Source organism: Pseudomonas sp. 43NM1 (genome assembly GCF_002836905.1).
Classification (GTDB): domain Bacteria; phylum Pseudomonadota; class Gammaproteobacteria; order Pseudomonadales; family Pseudomonadaceae; genus Aquipseudomonas; species Aquipseudomonas prosekii.
Genome location: NZ_MKGS01000211.1, coordinates 1 through 20915 on the forward strand (window position 1 = coordinate 1; position 20915 = coordinate 20915).

General features: G+C 52.9%; 18 protein-coding genes and 3 pseudogenes. 17 read left to right on the top strand and 4 right to left on the bottom strand.

What is annotated here, in order from left to right; all coding sequences use genetic code 11:
- Nucleotides 1–107: 107 nt before the first annotated feature.
- Nucleotides 108–821, bottom strand: a complete 714-nt coding sequence (locus BI292_RS28205) for a UTRA domain-containing protein (protein WP_092271169.1) — start codon at nucleotides 819–821, stop codon at nucleotides 108–110.
- A 361-nt stretch (nucleotides 822–1182) separates the two neighbouring features.
- On the opposite strand from BI292_RS28205, the gene BI292_RS28210 reads away from it, so the two are divergent.
- From BI292_RS28210 to BI292_RS28235, 6 genes are all read left to right on the top strand, one after another.
- A complete protein-coding gene (locus tag BI292_RS28210) occupies nucleotides 1183–2247 on the top strand; it encodes an ABC transporter substrate-binding protein (protein WP_092271173.1) in 1065 nt (354 codons plus the stop codon).
- A gap of 142 nt (nucleotides 2248–2389) precedes the next feature.
- Complete coding sequence (locus BI292_RS28215; RefSeq protein ID WP_101209968.1) at nucleotides 2390–3196, top strand: alkaline phosphatase family protein; 807 nt, start codon at nucleotides 2390–2392, stop codon at nucleotides 3194–3196.
- 5 nt (nucleotides 3197–3201) lie between these two features.
- Nucleotides 3202–4038 carry an ABC transporter permease subunit gene (locus BI292_RS28220; protein ID WP_178076642.1) on the top strand — a complete coding sequence of 279 codons (837 nt, stop codon included), beginning with the start codon at nucleotides 3202–3204 and terminating at the stop codon, nucleotides 4036–4038.
- Entirely contained in the window at nucleotides 4025–4825 is an 801-nt protein-coding gene (locus BI292_RS28225) for an ABC transporter permease (RefSeq protein WP_101209970.1), read from the top strand. The genes BI292_RS28220 and BI292_RS28225 overlap by 14 nt, the downstream gene beginning before the upstream one ends.
- A complete protein-coding gene (locus BI292_RS28230; RefSeq protein ID WP_092271185.1) occupies nucleotides 4822–5811 on the top strand; it encodes an ABC transporter ATP-binding protein in 990 nt (329 codons plus the stop codon). Before BI292_RS28225 ends, BI292_RS28230 begins: the two co-directional genes overlap by 4 nt.
- A 34-nt stretch (nucleotides 5812–5845) precedes the next feature.
- Nucleotides 5846–6499, top strand: coding sequence for an HAD family phosphatase (locus BI292_RS28235; RefSeq protein ID WP_101209971.1), 654 nt, complete (start codon nucleotides 5846–5848; stop codon nucleotides 6497–6499).
- Between the two features lie 152 nt (nucleotides 6500–6651).
- On the opposite strand, the gene BI292_RS28240 is transcribed toward BI292_RS28235, so the two are convergent.
- Entirely contained in the window at nucleotides 6652–7614 is a 963-nt protein-coding gene (locus BI292_RS28240; protein ID WP_101209972.1) for an NAD(P)H-quinone oxidoreductase, read from the bottom strand.
- 140 nt (nucleotides 7615–7754) lie between these two features.
- Between BI292_RS28240 and BI292_RS28245 the strand changes: the two genes are divergently transcribed.
- From BI292_RS28245 to BI292_RS28255, 3 genes and pseudogenes are all read left to right on the top strand, one after another.
- Nucleotides 7755–9836 carry a carboxy terminal-processing peptidase gene (locus tag BI292_RS28245; protein ID WP_167370463.1) on the top strand — a complete coding sequence of 694 codons (2082 nt, stop codon included), beginning with the start codon at nucleotides 7755–7757 and terminating at the stop codon, nucleotides 9834–9836.
- 131 nt (nucleotides 9837–9967) lie between these two features.
- A pseudogene (locus tag BI292_RS28250) lies at nucleotides 9968–11311 on the top strand (EAL domain-containing protein); the annotation flags it as partial.
- Between the two features lie 191 nt (nucleotides 11312–11502).
- Nucleotides 11503–11739 (top strand): hypothetical protein, encoded by a 237-nt coding sequence (locus BI292_RS28255; RefSeq protein WP_157831319.1) that lies wholly within the window; start codon nucleotides 11503–11505, stop codon nucleotides 11737–11739.
- 412 nt (nucleotides 11740–12151) lie between these two features.
- Here the strand turns inward: BI292_RS28255 and BI292_RS28260 are convergent, their stop codons facing one another.
- On the bottom strand, nucleotides 12152–13324 hold the full coding sequence (locus tag BI292_RS28260; RefSeq protein WP_157831320.1) for an N-6 DNA methylase: 1173 nt from the start codon (nucleotides 13322–13324) through the stop codon (nucleotides 12152–12154).
- 67 nt (nucleotides 13325–13391) lie between these two features.
- On the opposite strand from BI292_RS28260, the gene BI292_RS28265 reads away from it, so the two are divergent.
- The 3 genes and pseudogenes from BI292_RS28265 to BI292_RS28270 all read left to right on the top strand — a co-directional run.
- Nucleotides 13392–15095, top strand: coding sequence for a zinc ribbon domain-containing protein (locus tag BI292_RS28265; protein WP_101209975.1), 1704 nt, complete (start codon nucleotides 13392–13394; stop codon nucleotides 15093–15095).
- Complete coding sequence (locus tag BI292_RS28890; RefSeq protein WP_157831321.1) at nucleotides 15092–15925, top strand: hypothetical protein; 834 nt, start codon at nucleotides 15092–15094, stop codon at nucleotides 15923–15925. Before BI292_RS28265 ends, BI292_RS28890 begins: the two co-directional genes overlap by 4 nt.
- Nucleotides 15926–16111: 186 nt before the next feature.
- A pseudogene (locus tag BI292_RS28270) lies at nucleotides 16112–16579 on the top strand (diguanylate cyclase domain-containing protein); the annotation flags it as partial.
- A 126-nt stretch (nucleotides 16580–16705) separates the two neighbouring features.
- Here BI292_RS28270 and BI292_RS28275 read toward each other — a convergent pair.
- The gene (locus BI292_RS28275) at nucleotides 16706–17032 is read right to left on the bottom strand and encodes a hypothetical protein (protein ID WP_101209976.1); all 327 of its coding nucleotides are present in this window, start codon (nucleotides 17030–17032) and stop codon (nucleotides 16706–16708) included.
- A gap of 484 nt (nucleotides 17033–17516) precedes the next feature.
- On the opposite strand from BI292_RS28275, the pseudogene BI292_RS29585 reads away from it, so the two are divergent.
- The 5 genes and pseudogenes from BI292_RS29585 to BI292_RS29330 all read left to right on the top strand — a co-directional run.
- Nucleotides 17517–17696, top strand: a pseudogene (locus BI292_RS29585) (Rhs family protein); the annotation flags it as partial.
- A 130-nt stretch (nucleotides 17697–17826) separates the two neighbouring features.
- Complete coding sequence (locus BI292_RS28280; RefSeq protein WP_101209977.1) at nucleotides 17827–18177, top strand: hypothetical protein; 351 nt, start codon at nucleotides 17827–17829, stop codon at nucleotides 18175–18177.
- 727 nt (nucleotides 18178–18904) lie between these two features.
- Entirely contained in the window at nucleotides 18905–19342 is a 438-nt protein-coding gene (locus BI292_RS28290) for a GNAT family N-acetyltransferase (protein ID WP_101209979.1), read from the top strand.
- 219 nt (nucleotides 19343–19561) lie between these two features.
- On the top strand, nucleotides 19562–20068 hold the full coding sequence (locus tag BI292_RS28295) for an AAA family ATPase (RefSeq protein WP_101209980.1): 507 nt from the start codon (nucleotides 19562–19564) through the stop codon (nucleotides 20066–20068).
- A 277-nt stretch (nucleotides 20069–20345) separates the two neighbouring features.
- On the top strand, nucleotides 20346–20729 hold the full coding sequence (locus tag BI292_RS29330) for a c-type cytochrome (RefSeq protein WP_101209981.1): 384 nt from the start codon (nucleotides 20346–20348) through the stop codon (nucleotides 20727–20729).
- Nucleotides 20730–20915 lie beyond the last annotated feature (186 nt).

The following is a 20915-nucleotide window of genomic DNA, read 5'->3' on the forward strand; positions in this document are numbered from 1 at the left end:
GTTGGGGGGAAACAGGTGGTCTGTGAGGACGCCTTCGCGGGCAAGCCTCGCTCCTACAGGGGGCTGGGTGTGTTTGGGGAAACAGGTGGTCTGTGAGGTCGCCAGACTCAAACCACATCAACCCCGACATGAATCGCATCATGGCGCCAAAACTCCAAGTCACAATCGATCAACCTCCCCCGCTGATCATAATTGACCCGAACAATCCTCAACCCCGGACTCCCCACCGACACCCTCAACGCAGAAGCTGCATCCACCGACAACGCCGTCGGCACAATCTCAAACCGCACCCGGCCATAGTGCAAATCGTAATGCCGCGCATACAACTCGGTAATCGACTCATTCAAATCAAAATCGAGAATCCCCGGAAAAAACTGCGGATTCAAATAATGCTCCACGTACAACACCAACCGCCCATCAATCCGCCGCGCCCGACACACCTGAATCACACTCGACAACGCCGGCAACTGCAACCACTCACACACCGCCGCCGAAGCCGGCTGCAACCGCGCTGAAATCACCTCCGTCGACGGCACCCGCCCCTGCGCACTCACCATCGCGTGAAAATGACTGCGCTGCATCAGGTTATAAGCAAGACGCGGCGGCGAAACAAACCAGCCACGGCGCTCCTCCCGATAAATCTGCCCCTGCGCCTCCAACTGCAACAACGCCTCGCGCACGGTAATCCGCGTCGTCCCGAACAACTCACTGAGCTTGCGCTCGGCCGGCAACTTACTCCCGGCCGCCAACAACCCATGGCCCAGTTGCTCCTGCAACACCTGGCCAATCGCTGTCACCGCTTTGATTGCCTCATCGCGCATCAAACGTTACCTATCTGGACTAGACCAGCACTGAATCGGGGCACCGCTGCCGGCAAAAACCGCCTGAGCAACGTCCAGCAAGCCTAGGCAGCCCAGATGACCAACAGATGACAAAGCCGCCCAACGGTCATCAAAAACGCCCGCGCAAACCTTGCAATACATCGGCCAAGTCCCAGCTCAGCGGGCCGCTGCCCATGGTCTACGCTTACCGGGCACCCGCCAGATCCGGGCAAATAAAAGCCCCGTCGGGCGACCGCCGACATGAAAGTGTCATGCAGTCCGCCTAAATTGGCTCAGGTATTGCTGACCTAGACCAACACCACCGCAATCGCAGCGTTGAAAACGCCCAAAGGAGCTTCGGATGAAACAGCTTTTCCTGGCATCACTGTTAGGCTCGACCATTGCCATGTGCACCGCCGCGATGGCGGCTGATGATTTGAAAACCCTGGAAGCCGCAGCGAAGGCGGAAGGTGCAGTCAACAGCGTCGGCATGCCCGATGACTGGGCGAACTGGAAAGGCACGTGGGAAGACCTGGCGAAAAAATACGGCCTGAAACACGTCGACACCGACATGAGCTCGGCGCAGGAAATCGCCAAGTTCGCTGCTGAGAAAGACAACGCCAGCGCCGACATCGGCGACGTCGGTGCAGCCTTCGGCCCGATCGCGGTCAAGCAAGGCGTGGTGCAACCGTACAAGCCAACCACTTGGGAACAAATTCCTGCCTGGGCCAAAGACACCGACGGCAACTGGGCGCTGGCCTACACCGGCACCATCGCATTCATCGTCAACAAAAAACTCCTGCACGGCTCCGAATCGCCAACCAAATGGGCTGACCTGAAAACCGGCAAATACAAGGTTTCCATCGGTGACGTGAGCACCGCCGCGCAAGCCGCCAACGGTGTTCTGGCGGCTGCTTACGCCAATGGCGGTGACGAGAAAAACCTGGCTCCGGCCCTGCTGCTGTTCGCCGACATCGCCAAGCAAGGGCGTTTGTCGATGGCCAACCCGACCATCGCCACCATGGAAAAAGGCGAAATCGAAGTCGGCGTGGTCTGGGACTTCAACGGCCTGAGCTACAAAGCCAAGATGGCCAACCCGGATGACTACACCGTGCTGATCCCGTCCGACGGTTCGGTGATTTCCGGTTACACCACCATCATCAACAAGTACGCGAAGAACCCGAACGCCGCCAAGCTGACCCGCGAATACATCTTTAGCGACGCCGGCCAGATCAACCTGGCGCGCGGCAACGCTCGTCCGATTCGCGCAGAGCACCTGCAACTGCCGGCCGAGGTCCAGGCCAAATTGCTGCCGAACGAGCAGTACAAAGGCGTGACCCCGATCAAAGACCCCGACGCATGGGAAAAAACCTCCAAAGCCCTGCCGCAGAAGTGGAACGAAGAAGTCATTGTTGAAATGAAGTGATGCTTCATCTGTAGGAGCAAAGCTTGCTCGCGAAGACGGACTGACATTCAACATTGATGTTGGCTGAAAGTCCGCCTTCGCGGGCAAGCCTCGCTCCTACAGGTTTTGTTGTTATCTACTGTTTTGCGGAGTTCTCGCCCCTATGAAGCACAACGTCATCCTTGTCGTGCTCGACGGCCTCAATTACGAGGTCGCACGCCACGCCATGGGGCACCTGCAGGCTTACGTTGGCGCAGGACGCGCAGCGCTGTACAAACTGGAGTGCGAACTGCCGGCCCTGTCCCGACCGCTTTACGAATGCATCCTGACCGGCGTTACGCCGATCGACAGCGGCATCGTCCACAACAACGTCTCGCGCCTGTCCAACCAGCGCAGCATCTATCACTACGCGCGCGACGCCGGCCTGACCACTGCCGCCGCGGCTTATCACTGGGTCAGCGAGCTGTACAACCGTTCGCCATTTGTCGCCGCCCGCGATCGTCACACCGATGACGCTGAACTGCCGATCCAGCACGGGCACTTCTACTGGAGCGACCACTACCCCGATTCGCACCTGTTCGCCGACGCGGAAAACCTGCGCCTGCGCCATGCGCCGAACTTTCTGCTGATCCACCCGATGAACATCGACGACGCCGGGCACAAGCACGGCCTCGACACGCCGCAGTACCGCAACAGCGCGCGCTCGGCCGACATCATCCTCGCCGATTACCTGCAAACCTGGCTCGACGCCGGCCACCAGGTATTGGTGACCGCTGACCACGGCATGAACAACGACCGCTCGCACAACGGCCTGCTGCCGGAAGAACGCGAAGTGCCGCTGTTTGTCCTCGGCGACGCCTTCAGCCTCAACCCCGACGCGGCGCCGAAACAATTCGAAATCTGCGGCAGCGTCTGCGAACTGCTCGGCGTGCCCCACGACAAACCTGTGTGCCGGGAGCTGCTCAAGTGAACGCCATGACTCGCGGCAAATGGCTGGCGGCGCTGTGTCTGGTGCCCTTCGCTCTGTTCTTTATCGTGTTCGAAATCGCCCCGCTGGTCTGGGTGATGATCAACAGTCTGCAATCGGAAGAGTTCGGCTGGGGCGTCGCCAACTTCAGCAAAATCTTCAGCTCGAAGTTCTATTTGCAGGCGATCCAGTACAGCCTCGAAATCAGTTTCTGGTCGAGTGTATTCGGCATCATCATCGCCGTGCTTGGCGCGTATTCGTTGCGCCGGGTCGACTCCAGACTGCGCAACTTCGTCAACGCCTTCGCCAACATGACCAGCAACTTCGCCGGCGTGCCACTGGCCTTCGCGTTCATCATTCTGCTCGGCTTCAACGGCAGCTTCACCATCATGCTCAAGCAGGCCGGGATCATTCAGGACTTCAACCTGTACTCGAAAACCGGCCTGATCATTCTCTACACCTACTTCCAGATTCCGCTCGGCGTGTTGCTGCTGTACCCGGCGTTCGACGCCTTGCGCGAAGACTGGCGCGAGTCTGCCGAACTGCTCGGCGCCAACGGTTGGCAATTCTGGCGCCACATCGGTTTGCCGGTGCTGACCCCGGCGCTGCTCGGCACCTTCGTGATCCTGCTGGCCAACGCCCTCGGCGCCTACGCCACGGTCTACGCGCTGACCACCGGCAACTTCAACGTGCTGCCGATCCGCATCGCGGCGATGGTTTCCGGCGACATTTCCCTCGACCCGAACATGGCCAGCGCCCTCGCCGTGGTGCTGGTGGCGTTGATGACCCTGGTGACCATCGTCCATCAGTTGCTGTTGAAGAGGAGCTACCATGTCTCGCGCTGAATTGGGCCCCGTCGGCGTCTACCACCGGGTCGTGGTGTATCTGCTGTTTGCGATCCTGTTATTGCCACTGCTCGGCACGCTGATCTATTCGATCTCCAGCAGCTGGTCGGCGACCATTCTGCCCAGCGGTTTCACCTTCAAATGGTATGTGCAGCTGTGGAGCGATCCGCGTTTCCTCCACGCTTTCGGCCAGTCGCTGCTGGTGTGCGTCGGCGCGCTGATCCTCTCGGTGGTGCTGATTCTGCCGCTGCTGTTTGTGGTGCATTACCACTTCCCGAAACTCGATGCGCTGATGAACATCCTGATCCTGCTGCCCTTCGCGGTGCCGCCGGTGGTGTCCTCGGTCGGCCTGCTGCAACTGTACGGTTCCGGGCCGTTGGCGATGGTTGGCACGCCGTGGATTCTGATCGGTTGCTACTTCACCGTCGCGCTGCCGTTCATGTACCGCGCGATCACCAACAACCTGCAAGCGATCAACCTGCGCGACCTGATGGACGCCGCGCAACTGCTCGGCGCCAGCACTTTTCAAGCGGCATTCCTGGTGGTGCTGCCGAACTTGCGCAAGGGTTTGATGGTGGCGTTGCTGCTGTCGTTCTCGTTCCTTTTCGGTGAGTTCGTGTTCGCCAACATCCTCGTCGGCACGCGTTACGAAACCTTGCAGGTCTACCTCAACAACATGCGCAACAGCAGCGGCCACTTCACCAGCGCGCTGGTGATTTCCTACTTCTTCTTTGTGCTGGTTCTGACCTGGGCGGCCAATATCTTGAACAAGGACAAAAGCGAATGAGCTACGTCAGCGTCCAACACCTGCAAAAAAGCTACGCCGGCACGCCAGTCTTCAGCGATATCAATTGCGAAATTCAGAAGGGTGAATTCGTCACCCTCCTCGGCCCTTCCGGTTGTGGCAAGTCGACTTTGCTGCGCTGTATCGCCGGGCTGACCTCGGTGGATGGCGGCAAGATCCTGCTGGATGGCGTCGATATCGTGCCGCTGAGCCCGCAGAAACGCGGAATCGGCATGGTGTTCCAAAGCTACGCGCTGTTCCCGAACATGACGGTGGAACAGAACGTCGCGTTCGGTTTGCGCATGCAAAAGGTCAACGCCGACGACAGCCACCGACGCGTCGCCGACGTGCTGAAACTGGTCGAGCTCAACGAGTTTGCCGCGCGTTATCCGCATCAACTGTCTGGCGGTCAATGTCAGCGGGTGGCGCTGGCGCGTTCGTTGGTTACGCGGCCTCGCCTGTTGTTGCTGGATGAGCCGTTGTCGGCGCTGGATGCGCGGATTCGCAAACATCTGCGCGAACAGATCCGCCAGATTCAGCGCGAACTCGGCTTGACCACGATCTTCGTCACACACGATCAGGAAGAAGCGCTGACGATGTCTGATCGCATTTTCCTGATGAATCAGGGAAAAATCGTACAAAGCGGCGACGCCGAAACCCTCTACACCGCGCCCGTCGATGTGTTCGCCGCCGGTTTTATCGGCAACTACAACCTGCTCGACGCCGACAGCGCGACAAAACTGTTGCAGCGACCGATCAACAGCCGCATCGCGATTCGCCCGGAGGCCATCGAACTGAGCCTCAACGGCGAACTCGACGCGCAGATCCGCAGCCACAGCCTGCTGGGCAACGTGATCCGCTACCGGGTCGAGGCCCGAGGCGTGGAATTGGTGGTGGACGTGTTGAACCGCTCGGCGGCGGATCTGCATCCCGACGGTCAGCGCTTGGCGCTTTCCATCGATCCGACCGCCCTGTGTGAGGTAGCCTGATGCCTTTGCTGATGTTGAAGAGAGAACTGCACTGATGGCCCTGGCAATTTTTGATCTGGACGAAACCCTGATTCATGGCGACTGCGCCACCCTCTGGAGCGAACAGATGGGCCGGCTGGGCTGGGTTGATCCCGAGTCGTTCATGCGGCAGAACAATGAACTGATGGACGCTTACAGCCACGGCAAACTGCGGATGGAGGACTACATGGCCTTCAGCCTCGAACCGATGATCGGGCGCACGCCGGAAGAGGTCGATCACCTGGTCGGCCCGTGGGTTGAAGACTTTATCGAGCCGATTATTTTCAGCGACGCCACCAAAACCATCGCCGCGCACCGCAAGGCCGGTGACCGAATTCTGGTGATTTCGGCGTCAGGCACGCATTTGGTCAGGCCGATTGCTGATCGACTGGGCATCGACGAGATTCTCGCCATCGAACTGGAAGTCGCGCACGGCGTTTACAGCGGCAACACAGTTGGCACGCTGACCTACCGCGAAGGCAAAATCACCCGATTACTGGAATGGCTCGATGCCGAAGAGGAAAACCTCGAAGGCGCAAGCTTCTATTCCGATTCGCGCAACGACCTGCCGCTGCTGCTGAAAGTCGACTTCCCGCACGTGGTCAACCCGGACCCGGTGCTGCTTGAGCACGCCGAAAAAGCCGGCTGGCCAATCCACCTCTGGAAATAACCGATACCCCCACAGGGACCGCAAAAAACCTGTAGGAGCGAGGCTTGCCCGCGAATGCCGCGACGCGGTTTAACTGACGGACCGCGTTATCGTTCTTCGCGGGCAAGCCTCGCTCCTACAAGGGCATCGGTTCGCGCCGGGGATCTGGGTTTTCAGGTCAGGCTTTCGTCGATCAGCAGGACCAGTTTCCCCGAGACTGTGTTGCTCGCCAGTTCCGCGAAGGCGGCTTCGGCGTCCTTGACTTTGAAGGCCTTCGCCAACTGCGGTTTCAACCGACCTTCGGCAAACAATGGCCAAACGTGCTGGCTCAGTTCGCTGAACAAATCAGCCTTGAACTGATCATCGCGGCTGCGCAACGTCGAGCCCAGCAACTGCACGCGTTTGCCCAACACCTGCGCCAGATCGAGCTTGGCCTCACGGCCGCCCATCAAACCGATCAACACCCAACGGCCATCCAGCGCCGTCAGCTTCAGGTTCAGCGCCGCGTAATTGCCGCCCACCGGGTCGAGAATCACGTTGAACGGCCCCAGATCACTCAAGCTCTCCAGGTCGCCAGTGCGCACCACCCCGCCCTGCGCGCCGAGGGCTTCGCAGTACGCCAGACGCTCGGCCGACCCGACGCTGACCCAACACGGGCTGCCAAACGCCTTGCACAACTGGATCGCCGCAGAACCGATGCCACTCGCTCCAGCGTGCAGCAGAACTTTCTCACCGGGCTTGAGCGCGGCAAGATGAAATAAATTTAACCAAACAGTTGCATACACTTCCGGCAACGCGGCGGCCTCGGCCAGCGACACACCTTCGGGAACCGGCAACACATGCCGTCCGTCGACAACCACTTCCTCGGCCATGCCGCCCCCGGCCAGCAAGGCGCAAACCCGGTCCCCGACCTGCCAGGACGAGCCCGCGCCGACCTCGCTGATCACCCCCGAACACTCAAGACCCAGCACCTGACTGGCTCCCGGCGGGGGCGGATAAAGGCCTGCCTTCTGTAACAAATCGGCGCGATTGAGGCCCGCTGCCGCCACCCGAATCCGCACTTGTCCTACATCACACGTAGGACTCGGCTCTTCAACCCACTCCACTTGACCGTCAACGCCTTGCAATGCTTTCACAGTGCCTCCATAGTGAGTCTGGACTGAGCCCGGCGCTGTATCACCGGGCTTTCTTGCATTATGTGACCGGCCCTTTGTGGAACCGGCGACTTCAAAGACGGCCTAATATGCGTGATCAATTGTCCCCGCGTCGAATCAGCATGAAGCAACTGTTCCCCAGCACCGCCCTAGCCCTATTCATTGGTATCGGCCTTCTGCCGATGTCGAGCAATTCGTTTGCAGCCAATAGCTGGGACAAACTTCAGCCTGATCGTGACGAAGTAATCGCCAGTCTGAACGTCGTCGAGCTGCTCAAACGCCACCACTACAGCAAGCCGCCGCTCGACGATGCGCGCTCGGTGATCATCTACGACAGCTACCTCAAGCTGCTGGATCCATCGCGCAGCTACTTCATGGCCAGCGACATCGCCGAATTCGACAAATGGAAAACCCAGTTTGACGACTTCCTCAAAAGCGGCGATCTGAACGCCGGGTTCACCATCTACAAGCGCTACCTGGACCGCGTCAAAGCGCGTCTGGACTTCGCCCTTGCCGAGCTGAACAAAGGCGTCGACAAAATCGACTTCACCACCAAAGAAACCTTGCTGATCGATCGCAAGGACGCTGCGTGGCTCAAATCCACCGCCGAACTCGACGACCTGTGGCGCAAACGCGTCAAGGACGAAGTGCTGCGGATGAAGATCGCCGGCAAGGATTCCAAACAAATCCAGGAAACCCTGACCAAGCGCTACAAGAACCAATTGTCGCGTCTGGACCAGACCCGCCCGGAAGACATCTTCCAGGCGTACATCAACACCTTCGCCATGTCCTACGACCCGCACACCAACTATCTGTCGCCGGATAACGCGGAAAACTTCGACATCAACATGAGCCTGTCCCTCGAAGGCATCGGCGCCGTGTTGCAGAGCGACAACGACCAAGTGAAAGTCGTGCGTCTGGTGCCAGCCGGCCCGGCCGACAAGACCAAACAGGTTGCACCGGCCGACAAGATCATCGGCGTTGCCCAAGGCAACAAAGAGATGGTCGACGTGGTGGGCTGGCGTCTCGACGAAGTGGTCAAACTGATCCGTGGTCCGAAAGGCACCATCGTGCGCCTGGAAGTCATCCCGGCGAGCAATGCGCCGAACGACCAGACCACCAAGATCGTGCCGATCACCCGCGAAGCCGTGAAGCTTGAAGACCAGGCTGTGAAAAAGTCGGTCCTCAACCTGAAACAGGATGGCAAGGACTACAAACTCGGCGTCATCGAGATTCCAGCCTTCTATCTGGACTTCAAAGCGTTCCGCGCTGGCGATCCGGACTACAAGAGCACCACGCGCGACGTCAAGAAACTGCTGACCGAGCTGCAGAAAGACAAAGTTGACGGCGTGGTCATCGACCTGCGCAACAACGGCGGCGGTTCCCTGCAGGAAGCCACCGAGCTGACCAGCCTGTTCATCGACAAAGGTCCGACTGTCCTCGTGCGTAACGCCGATGGCCGGGTCGATGTGCTCGAAGATGAAAACCCGGGCGCGTTCTACAAAGGCCCAATGGCGTTGCTGGTCAACCGCTTGTCCGCCTCGGCTTCGGAGATTTTCGCCGGCGCCATGCAGGACTACCACCGCGCGTTGATCGTCGGCGGCCAAACCTTCGGCAAAGGCACCGTGCAGACCATTCAGCCGCTGAACCATGGCGAACTGAAACTGACCCTGGCCAAGTTCTACCGGGTTTCCGGCCAGAGCACCCAGCATCAGGGCGTGCTGCCGGATGTCGATTTCCCGTCGATCATCGACACCAAGGAAATTGGCGAAAGCGCACTGCCGGAAGCCATGCCGTGGGACACCATCAAAGCGGCGATCAAGCCTGCGAGCGACCCGTTCAAGCCGTACCTCACCGAGCTCAAATCCGAGCATGACGTGCGTTCGGCCAAAGACGCCGAGTTCGTGTTCATCCGTGACAAGCTGGCCCTGGCGCAGAAACTGATGGAAGAAAAAACCGTCAGCCTCAACGAAGCCGATCGTCGCAAGCAACACGCCGACATCGAAGCCAAGCAACTGGTCATGGAAAACATCCGTCGTAAAGCCAAGGGCGAAGAACCGCTCAAAGAGCTGAAGAAAGAAGACGAAGATGTGATCGCGGCCGAGCCGGACAAGACCAAACCGGAAGACGATGCCTACCTGAGCGAGACCGGGCGGATTCTGCTGGATTACTTGAAACTGAACACCACGGTAGCCAAGCACTAATGATGGCAATTTAACGCTGACGCTCCTCGGAGCGTCATCAAACAGTCATCAATCTGTCGTGAAATAAAGGATTGGGACCGCCTCTTCAACAAGAGTCGCTCCCAGTCCTTTTTTTATTGCCAGAGATCGCCATGACCATGACCGAACAGCTGAGTGCCTTGAGTTCAATACTGGCTCAAAGCGGCTTGCACAGCTTGTTCCAGCCGATCATCTCGCTCTCCGAAAGACGAATCATCGGTTACGAAGCCCTCAGCCGCGGCCCGTCCAACAGTCCGCTGCACTCGCCCATCGCGCTGTTCGCCGTGGCCCGTCAGGCCGGGCGCCTCAGCGAACTGGAAATCGCTTGCCGCGCCAGCGCTTGCCGACGCTTCAACGAACAGCAACTGCCGGGCAAACTGTTCCTCAACGTCTCACCGGAATCGCTGCTCGAAGCCGCGCACCAGCCGGGCCGCACCCTGCAACTGCTGCAAGACTTCGGCATCCCGCCGAGCCAAGTGGTGATCGAACTCACCGAACAAACCCCGACCGACGATTTTCAGTTGCTGCAAAACGCCCTGCATCACTACCGGGCGATGGGTTTTTCCATCGCGCTGGATGATCTGGGCGCGGGTTATTCGAGTTTGCGTTTGTGGTCCGAGCTGCGGCCGGATTACGTGAAGATTGACCGGCACTTTATCGACGGCATTCATCAGGACGCGCTCAAACGCGAGTTTGTCGGCTCGATTTTGCAGATCGCCAAAGCCTCGCGCGCGCAAGTGATCGCCGAAGGCATCGAGCTGCCGGAAGAACTCGCGGTGTTGACCGAAATGGGCGTCGACCTGGTACAAGGCTATTTGCTCTGCCGCCCGCAGGAACAGCCGCCGCGCGACGCCCGCAACCTGATGCCCAAACACGACAGCGCAGCCGTCGCGCTGAATGATGAAGGCAGCGACCTCAGCGCCCTGCTCAACGAACAACCGGCGGTGGACCGCGACACCCCGACCGCCACCGTACTCGAAGCCTTCCGCCGCCAAGCCAACCTCAACTCGCTGGCGGTGCTCGACGAACAAGGCCAGCCGTGCGGCATCGTCCACCGCCATTCGCTCTCCGACGCGCTGCTCAAGCCCTTCGCCACCGACCTGTTCGCGCGCAAACCGATCAGCCGCTTGATGAACGACGACTTTCTCGCCGTCGAAATGAGCCAGTCGCTGCAACAAGTCAGCCGGCTGATCACCAGCCGCGCCCGCCAACGCATCGAAGAAGACTTCATCATCACCCTCAACGGCGGTTACCTGGGCCTGGGCCGAGTCATCGACGTGCTCAAACTCATCACCGAACTGAAAATCCAACAAGCGCGCTACGCCAACCCGCTGACCCTGCTGCCCGGCAACGTGCCGATCCAGCAATGCCTGACCCGCCTGCTGCAACAGGCGCGCGAATCGGTGATCTGCTACGTCGACATCGACAGCTTCAAACCCTTCAACGACATGAAGGGAAGCGTTTTGAGAAAAAACAGACTGAACGTTAAGCCAATGTTTTACCTAGGTTTTTCAGGTAATGATGCTGAATTAAGGTCTATTTTGGATGGCGAAACGGTGATCGGTGAGGAAAATCAAACCTGACAAACCAGCGGCAATTTGCCATGATCTACAGCCCCAATCGACGGGGCTTTTTTATGGAAAAAAAAATGAAAGCACTAGCCATACTGTTCAACATAGCTTCGCTGGCAACGGTGGCATGGCTGATGTTCAGCAAAGGTATGCCGAGAAATGATGAGTGGGGGATCATCATTGCCTTTGCTGGTGCAAACATTACGTCACTGATTGTAATTTTGACCACGCAAGACAGTTCATTTTTGGGCCTTTGGCTTCAAAGAAAGAAACTGGAAGAACAGCAGAAGATTGACCGCCTGAAAACGAAGTAGAAAGGATTGAATCGCCCACTCAGCAAGCTGTTCTGGATCGGTTTGTACAACTTTTCACAAGGCCGTAAAACTAGATGAACAGACGTGTTTTTTACAAAAAATGCGTGACGAGTCGCATACGGCTAACCAGATGATCCGCCTCGTCGCGGGGCTGATTCAGCAGACCTAAGATCTTGTGCCGAAGAAATGAAAAATCTGAAGCTATAGATAGACCAAGCTCGCCACCAAGCTAGGGAACGCAAGGCTCACCTCCAGAACAAGCACTCGCTTGAAATCTCATAATATGCCGGTCGAGAGTGTGCTCCGAATCTGGGAACAAACGGCTGACACGCTTGGCTATCAAATATTAGGAGATTGAAACTCAGATGAAGGGAGTTAACGGCACCACGAGCAAAAATATGAAATTACAATATTAACGGATAGCGGAGGCAAAACCTTCGTCAGAAAACCGCAAGAACTCTCTGAGGTGCACAGTTAAGTCTTGAACAGTAATATACTTCGCACAAGTTCCTCTAGCCTCAGATACAACTCTAGAAAAACAGCTCTGCATCCAATATTCCAAAAAAACCTTTGGACTGATAGATGATGGTAGACGGACTCTGAAAACACAATCAGATACTAGGTACTCTCCTTCTTCGACAACAACAGCTCGCCCAACGACCCTACTACCTACACGGCTAATTAAAATGTCACCCTTGGTAGCTATTAGGACTTTCCTACCTAAGATCATCGTTGTCTTTAACGGAATAGGGACAACGCCTTTCGCACTATTAGAAAAGCCACTTGTGTGATAAAAAGGCAACCCTATTGATTTACATTCCTTCCCTGAAAACTGTCCTCTTTTTATCGAGAATTCATCAGAATTAGAATACGGCTGAGATTCAAAATTTAACTCTTTTAAGCCTAAATGAAAGTCAGATTGCTGTTTTACTACAGATACTCCGAAGACATTCGTATATGGGAAGCTCTCAACTGATTCGCCTTTCCTCAGTATGAGAATATAAGTTTTCGCTTCAGTCCCCTTGAAAGCACCACTACCAATTTCGGCAACAGCAACCACATTACAAAAATTTAGTAATCTAGAGCGGAATTTTGCAAAAACGGACGAACAAACAATCAACTCTGGCAAAATAAAAGCAACACAAGCAGACTCAGCCATCAATCTCAGATACTGCAAAACGAATAGCACTTCGCTTCGAATACGCGAACCACTAAATAAATCACGTAGCCCAAACATATCTAGAATAGAAATATCATAGCTAGATAATTTCCTCCATGAAAATGGGGGATTACTAACAGCAAAATCGAAGCGAGAGAGCTTACCCAGAAACACTTGTTCAAAGGCCTCAGAGAGAACATCAATATTATAATGATCCCCCTTGAAGCTTGACTTCAATTTTGACACATTCTGTGGATCAAGTTCACATGTTGTTATCTTTATTCTCGGCCACTTTCGAATTACAGGAAGTAAAAGAGCCCCTTCGCCCGCACTAAGCTCGACACATTGCCGTGGCGTCATAGGAGGTAGCATTGAGGCCAATCTTTCCCCAATCCCCTCTTCAGTGTAATATTGCTCCAATGACACCAAAAAAACCTCGTAATTTGACGCTGCAAAATACCAAAAAATGGCAGCCCTGTAAAGGAAACAGGTAATGAAAAGCACCCAAGAAGAGCTGGACTTTAAAGAACTTGAGTCACATGAGTTCGAAGAAAGAGCAGACTATCTCCCTGACAGCTACATTAAGGACAAGACAGCTAAGGGTCAATATTTTGATGAAATACAAAAAAAACTATTTCAAGTAGGTGCAAAGCTACTTATTGGGCCAAGAGGCACAGGCAAAACTCACCATATGAGACTTGCCTATATAAGCTGCAAAGAAGACAAAAGCAAACCTTTGCCAATTTACGTTTCCTTCAACCACTACCTTCGCTTAGAAACTTATCTAAATGAAACTTCCAACGCGATTGGAGTATTTCACGCTTGGGTACTCAGTAAAATTCTTCTGGACTGCCTAAAAACTTACGATATAACTCCAGAACAGATCGAGCTAGAACCCAAAAACCTTCAAGACTTCATCGAAGCCGTTGAGAAGCAGCAATACAACTCGACACACGACTCTATTGTACAGACCATATCTGTAGAAAAAACTCAGGGCTATGTAGAGGACGCCATTCAAAAAGCGGGAAGAAAAAGAGCTGTATTATTATTAGATGATGCAGCACTCACGCTGACACCGGAATATATGGTTGAGTTTTTTGAAATATTCAGAAGTTTAAAGACCGCCCATATTTCTCCAAAGGCCTCTGTTTATCCGGGAACGACTCAATATGGCCCCCGTTTTCACTTAGGCCACGATGCTGAACCAATTGACGTTTGGCTCAATGTTGAGAACCAAAAATATATCGAGTTCATGAGTTCGCTGACTGAGAACAGATTTGAGTCCGACATCACCATCCCTCAGGAAATACTTACCCTATTTAAGTATGCGGCATTTGGCATTCCAAGAGCATACATCATGATGGTGAGGGAGTACCAACAGCTAAAAACCACTAGCACACAATCAAAATTCAACAAGGTAATATCAGACAGAAAAAAATACATGATGGCGGAGTATTTATCGATCGGCGACAAACTCAAACAATATAAAGGAATGATTGAGTTAGGGGATGAGTTTTTAAATAACACGGTCGCAAACCTAAAAAAATTTAATCATGAGCGAATCGACAGGGACGAAAATACTTTTGAAAAAGTTATCGCCGTTGGCGTAACTGGCATCCCACCGAAAGCCGAACGAATGATTAGATTTTTAATAGAGGCAGGCTTACTCTACGAAACAGATGATATTTCACATGGACCGGGAAGAAAACTAAGACGTTTCATTCCACACGTTGTTCTTCTACTTGAAAGTAGAGTCCTAACTAAAAGCAGAGGCTTTAAATCGTCTGAACTACTAGAAATATTAAACAAAAAATCTGCAAAGCATCCATCGAGACCGTCGTTTGATTCAATCATAGCTAAAGAAAAATTATCTATGCTGAATCTTAACCTTCCACCTTGCCATAACTGCCAAGCGGAACGCATGACTGAAAAACAGAAATTCTGTCATGAATGCGGCAAACCTCTAATCGACCACTCGACATTCAAAGAGTGCATGGCAAAACCACTTAATGAACTGCCTTTAACCAAATTTCAAATTAAAGCGATTGAGACATTTACTAATTTCAAGACCGTCGAAGATGTGATTCGGAGTCAAGACCCGGCAAATGAGCTTCAGAAAGCACACAGAGTCAAAGCCGCTAGAGCGGAAGATATATACAGAAGAATTAATCAATGGGTTAATGAGTTTCTAGTATGAAAGCCAAACAAACCCCGTACAAAAGCCTCGTATCTGGGCCAAGAACCTCATCCAAATTTGACTCAACGATTTATTTTAGAGACGTAGAACTAATAGACTCATCGCCTATTGAACGATTTATCAGTCAACGTGAACTGTTAACAAAAATACTCGGCAGAGAAGATGATTCTGAAGAATGGAGAATCAAAGCAAATCTTGCGATAATTGGAATCGTATCAGGTGTTGAGTCATATTTCCGTGCAATAATCAGACGAGTACTCATATCAGATGAGGATTCTAGAGCACACAGTTATAGAAATAAGGTTTCTTACGGTGCCGTTCTTTTTCATCTTTCTCATTTGTTACCAGAGGCTCTACTTGAAGATAGTACATTCGTGAGTAAAGAAACGATATTAAAAAATGTAAAGAACTTCCTTGGATTACCTATCAACCCCCAACAGATTCCTGCTCTGGACACTGCTCTTGACGAATTTGAAAAAGTTTGCCATCTCAGGCACTGCATAGCTCATCGCTCAGGACTATTAGGTTCAAAAAATGCTATTGAGTTAGGTCTTGATAAATTTTCAATTTATTTAGAAAAACCAATATCGCCGACCTTAGACTCAGTAAACAATGTATTTAATATCTGTCAGAATTTAGTTCTTGAATTCAATGATCAGATATTTGATTGCATTGTTACCCGTTCGATACCAAAAGGGATCTGGACAGGCGACCTGAGAAAAGATAAAAAAATCTATTCAGCTCTCTTCGCGACTTTCTCCCCAACGCCCAAAGACATGGATGAGTTAAGAAAATCTTACCGAGGCTTCACCAACCACTTCGGAATCTAAACTTTGTCGATGCGACTCAAGCTTTAACGTTTTTTTGGCGTGTACGTAGGTGTCACGTCCGCAGCCGTAGGTGTCAATCAAGCCCCAACCTTTGAGTGAGATGAAAGGAATTTTTTGTACAAGAAAGTGTGTGATGCCCCCTACAACAAGCTGTACGGGAGCGTTTTGTACAAAATTTTCACAGGGCCGCAAAACGACATCTACGGCTACGGCCGCGGCGACGAAGTTCTGCTGTGCCTGGCGCAATGCCTGAACGACCGCGTCGACCCGTCCCGCGACTTCGTCGGACACATCGGTGGCGACGACTTCTTACTGGTGCTCGGTCCGGAAGATTGGCGCAAACGCCTGAACCAGTTACTCGACGACTTCCAGAGCCAGTGCCGACGCTTTTACCGCAGCGAACACCTCGACGCCGGCTGCTTCATCGCCCCCAACCGCCAAGGCGTGAGGCAAGAATTCCCGTTGTTGTCACTGTCGATTGGCGTTGTGCACCTGCACCCCCAAGCCTGCGCCGGGCTGGACGCAAGCCTGCTGGCCGAGATGGCCTCCCAAGCCAAACACCACGCGAAAAACGTACCGGGCTACAGCGTGCACGTCATCGATAGCCTCGCCGTGCACTGGCGAGAAAGTGAATTACTGATGGGCCAGCGATAACAAATCTGAAGTCTTCGCCAACAAGCCCCGCTCCCAGAATTCGCGTTGTTCCCAAAACAACGCCCCCCCTGTAGGAGCGAGGCTTGCCCGCGAAGACGTCAGCTCAAACACCATCAATCCAAAAAACTATCCCACCTCCCCCATCGCCTTCAACCGCCGCCCAATCACATCGAGCAAATCACAGCCATCGCGCAACGGAATGGCGCACAGCAACGCAAAGTCACTGAGGATGAAAGACTGAGACTCAATCGACCCACGCATCGCCAGATTCTCCAACGCCTGAGTCACAGCGCGAAGTCGATAATTGGCAGCGTCGTATAAAACATCGAGTGGGGCGTGGGCATCGACGAATAGCGTGGGCATGTCATCGCAATTGCTGGTGAGGGCCATGAAGCGGCTTTCGGGGTGGGGAGTAGGTTTCACGTAAGGTCCGTTTGCGAAAGGCTTTGTCATACGAGTGCTCCAGAAATAAAGGGGGGATGCGCTCCGTTAGTCTTAGGGTTCCTACTCCCTGCCACTGATTTCGCAGCGGCATGCAAAGACTATCGACGATGTGCTGATCACACCAGTTCACCAAAGTCGTCGCGACTTGAAGGAAATTTCCGAAGGCTTTGCCCGGAAATTTCGTCCATAGAAAGCAGAAGTGATGAAATTCTTACGCTCCTTTCCTAGACATCTGCGACTGGGAGGCGTGTCTCCCTATTAAAAGGCGCCATATTTGGTCTGGAGGGCTGTCCAGAACCGGGAAGCACGCCTGAGGCCACTACCGACAAAAACCCATCGTGGACGAGGGCGCTCCAGAAGCCCCTAGTTATGAAACCCCTTACAAACCGCTAGGTAGGGCGCAGAAGAAAGTACTACGCGGTAAAGTCGCCAATAGAACGGCGACCAGGGCCGAGGCAGTACATCTGGATTGGGATAGGCGCTTTCGAACAGACGCCAGCGTGGTGGATACCTATTCTGGTCAGAAGAGCGAAAACGGTTTCGCGCAGGCGAAGCGGGCACACGGAACTCGGACGAAAATCAAGCCGATGCCATCAAGAACAACAGACGACCCAAGTTTGATGGCAAAACCGTGGAAGGTCATTACCTATACAATGCTTTGGTTTACCCATAATTGGCTGAAAAACCTTTAACATTTACCCGTGACTTGAGACGAACACCTCTACATGTGGCACGACGGTAATTTCCAAAAAGACACCATGGGCAAACCTCTTAACCCTCTGATCTCTGATGACTTTTAAGTTATGACCAAAATTAGCATCGCAGCGGCATCACCGACGACTGATGTGGAAGCCGCGAAATTTTTGCACCAGCGCTTGAAGATGTCCCTTATTGGCTCTCAGAAGAAACTTGCGATGGGTGATAAGAGTTTCTTCTATGCCGGTGGGCTCTATGGAAATGATCACGTGCAACGCGAGAAGGAGATTCGCGACATCATCAGTTTCTTCCAGCTCAAAAAAATCAATTTGCTGATATTGGAAATTGATGATGATCAAGACTGGGGGGATCTGGATCTGGCGAACCTCGGTCAATACGCTATTCCAGCTCAGGAATTGTTGAACGCCCTTGATTCTTCTGCGGGGCTTTATCAGTAGCTCCTAGCTTATGGACAGTAAATCCCCGCAGCACACGCGGGGATTGAAACCAAGAATACCCTGGCTAACGGACAGGTGATGCGCGACAACTCATTCCGAGATCGGGTACTACCACTGTTATCCAAGCGATGAAGTCAATGTTTTGCCGGAGAAGTAACACTGCCAACTGATCTAGAGGCGCGCGTAGCGCTCAAAGTACTGATTGAAATATACCTCAAGGGAAACGATCCCTATTACGACCGTCTGATCGAAATTGTTCAGGATCCTTCGCGGCAAGTTCCGATCAGAGGTGTGCTTGAGGATATTAGACGGTACACCAAGGTCCAGTACACGCAGCAGGAGCTAGAGCTGATCGACGACATTTTATACATATATGGGTGAAACGAAGCGTGTTGGTAGCGGGCGAATGGTCGAAATATGTACGCCTTCGACCAGTATCTGATCAAGCTTGGCGAGATCAATCCAAGTCGTTCGGCTCATTTTAGCCCCATTCTGATATCTAGCATTAGCCGATAGCTACCCCTGACGACCGGCAGCTAGCGGCCAAAAGCAGGCCATAGACACGCCGCTATTACCTCAGTAATGTGCAAAATATTATGGCGCCTGCCCCCTTCCTGATGTCGCCTTTACAAAATCGATTTTCTGATTGCTTAAGGGATTACACATGAACATGGATGTTATGCCGAAAGCCGTTTGGTACGTTGAAGTTGAATTTCAGGAGTAATAAATGGAAATCAGTATTGATATATTAGATGCTCCGACAGAAAAGGATAAAGAAGTTCTGAATGAACGTTTTTCAGAATATTTTCGAATTCAATATCCAAATCTGCCACTTGAATCGGAAGATAAAATTTTTATGGTGGTTGCGTACGATGCAGCAGGCAACTATATCGGCGCAATACGCTGTAATCGTTATTGGGATGGCTTAGAAATTGACACTTTTTGGGTTAAGGAATCTCATCGCGGTAAAAAAGTAGGATCTGTGCTTTTGGAAAAAGCAGAAGCGATTGGTGTCAACAATGGGGCAGTCGTTTCATTCTTAAAGACCGTTGATGCTAAACAGTTCTATGAGCGGCATGGCTATGAGGTTTATGGTGTTCTTGAGGATCGTCCAATCGGGACTAAGCTATATCATTTAAAGAAACGGCTAGTAAAACATGTATAAAAACTGGTTCAAACCATTCGTCTCGCTCGATGGGGCGTGCTGAAGCCGCTTTTACCAAATGCTGCTCAGAGTCCGTTCTGGGTCGAAAGCGATTACTCCTAGGCGGCCCTTGGGAGCCCTAATTCAATGGGCTGACTGACCGCTTCCGGCCAAAAGCGGACATTGGCTTCGGCAGGTATTGGCCTAGAATGGGTCAACTCAATAATCGAAGGACATAGAATGCTTATTGTCTTCAGCGGCCTTCCAGGTACTGGAAAAACGACTATAGCAACTGACCTTGCCACAAAAACAAGCGCGGTGTATCTGCGGATCGATACGATTGAGCAGGCTATCCGAAACTCCGGAGCTCTGGCACAAGACGTGGGGCGGAGCGGTTATATGGTCGCTAATGAGCTTGCTCTGAGCAATCTTCGTTTTGGCAGTACTGTCATAGTCGACTGTGTTAACCCAGTAATCGAAAGCCGAAACGCTTGGAGCGAGATCGCTACTCGCTCTGGTACTTCATTAGTGAATATCCAGGTGGTGTGTTCTGATAAATATGAACACCAGCGACGGGTAGAAACCAGGAAGATTGATATTCCTGGCCTGTCGCCACCAACCTGGCAGTCTGTATTGGATCATGAATATGAGCCGTGGGATAACGCTCCGTTTGATATCGACACAGCCTTGATGTCTCCGGCGGAGGCAGTGGCAATGATCACTAAACGATTTTTATCAGAGGAGTAGCGCCAGTTAAAAACTCTACGTAGCAAGGGGCGATCAGCAGACGCTTGCCGCTTTTGGCCGAACGCTGGCGGTCAAGAACGGCGGCTCTCGGCCCAAAGCAGCAATAAATTCTGTTCTTTTCAGTTACAGAAAAAGCGGGAACGGTGGGATGCGTCCTTAAACGAATGCTTCAATGAGCAGAAAAAAATAGCCGTGCTTGCCGGCGCGATCGCTGCTATCTTTCCGCGCATCAAATTACGCACAATCGGCGCCGACCCCATCAAGGAAGATGTAAACGTTGAAATCATCATTGATCGCTTTACTGGTAATTCTATCCCTCACTCATACATCACTATCCTCTGCGGATAATGCCAATGGAAAAACTATTTATTTGCAGCGATGCTCCATGTGCCATGGAGTTGATCTTAAGGCAACAGGGCCATTGTCCAAAAAAAGCAATCCTCCCACGCCTGATCTAACAACATCCGCTTTCAGGAAACGATTGAATGATTACCCGGGAGTGATTGTCTCTTCAGTGGTGCTTCGTCCAAATGGAGACTTGATTCCAAGAACTTTGCGAGAGAATGGTGTGAAGCTAGCGCCATTCTCATGGCGAGTTAACGATCTGCGCGACTTGAATCAATACATGGTTGATATGATTCTAAAAAGAACACAATTCTAAAATTAGGTGCAGATATCCAGACCTATCTACCATTTAACCACGCCACGATTACCGCTCCAGTGTTGACTCCAGACTTAGGACCCAATCAGCCGTCGCGGAGTACTTTGTATAAAACTCGTTTCTCTCTGCAAACTTTAGCCTGGAAAAAAAAGCTCCAAAATAATGCTCGTTATAGTACCCCTGCGC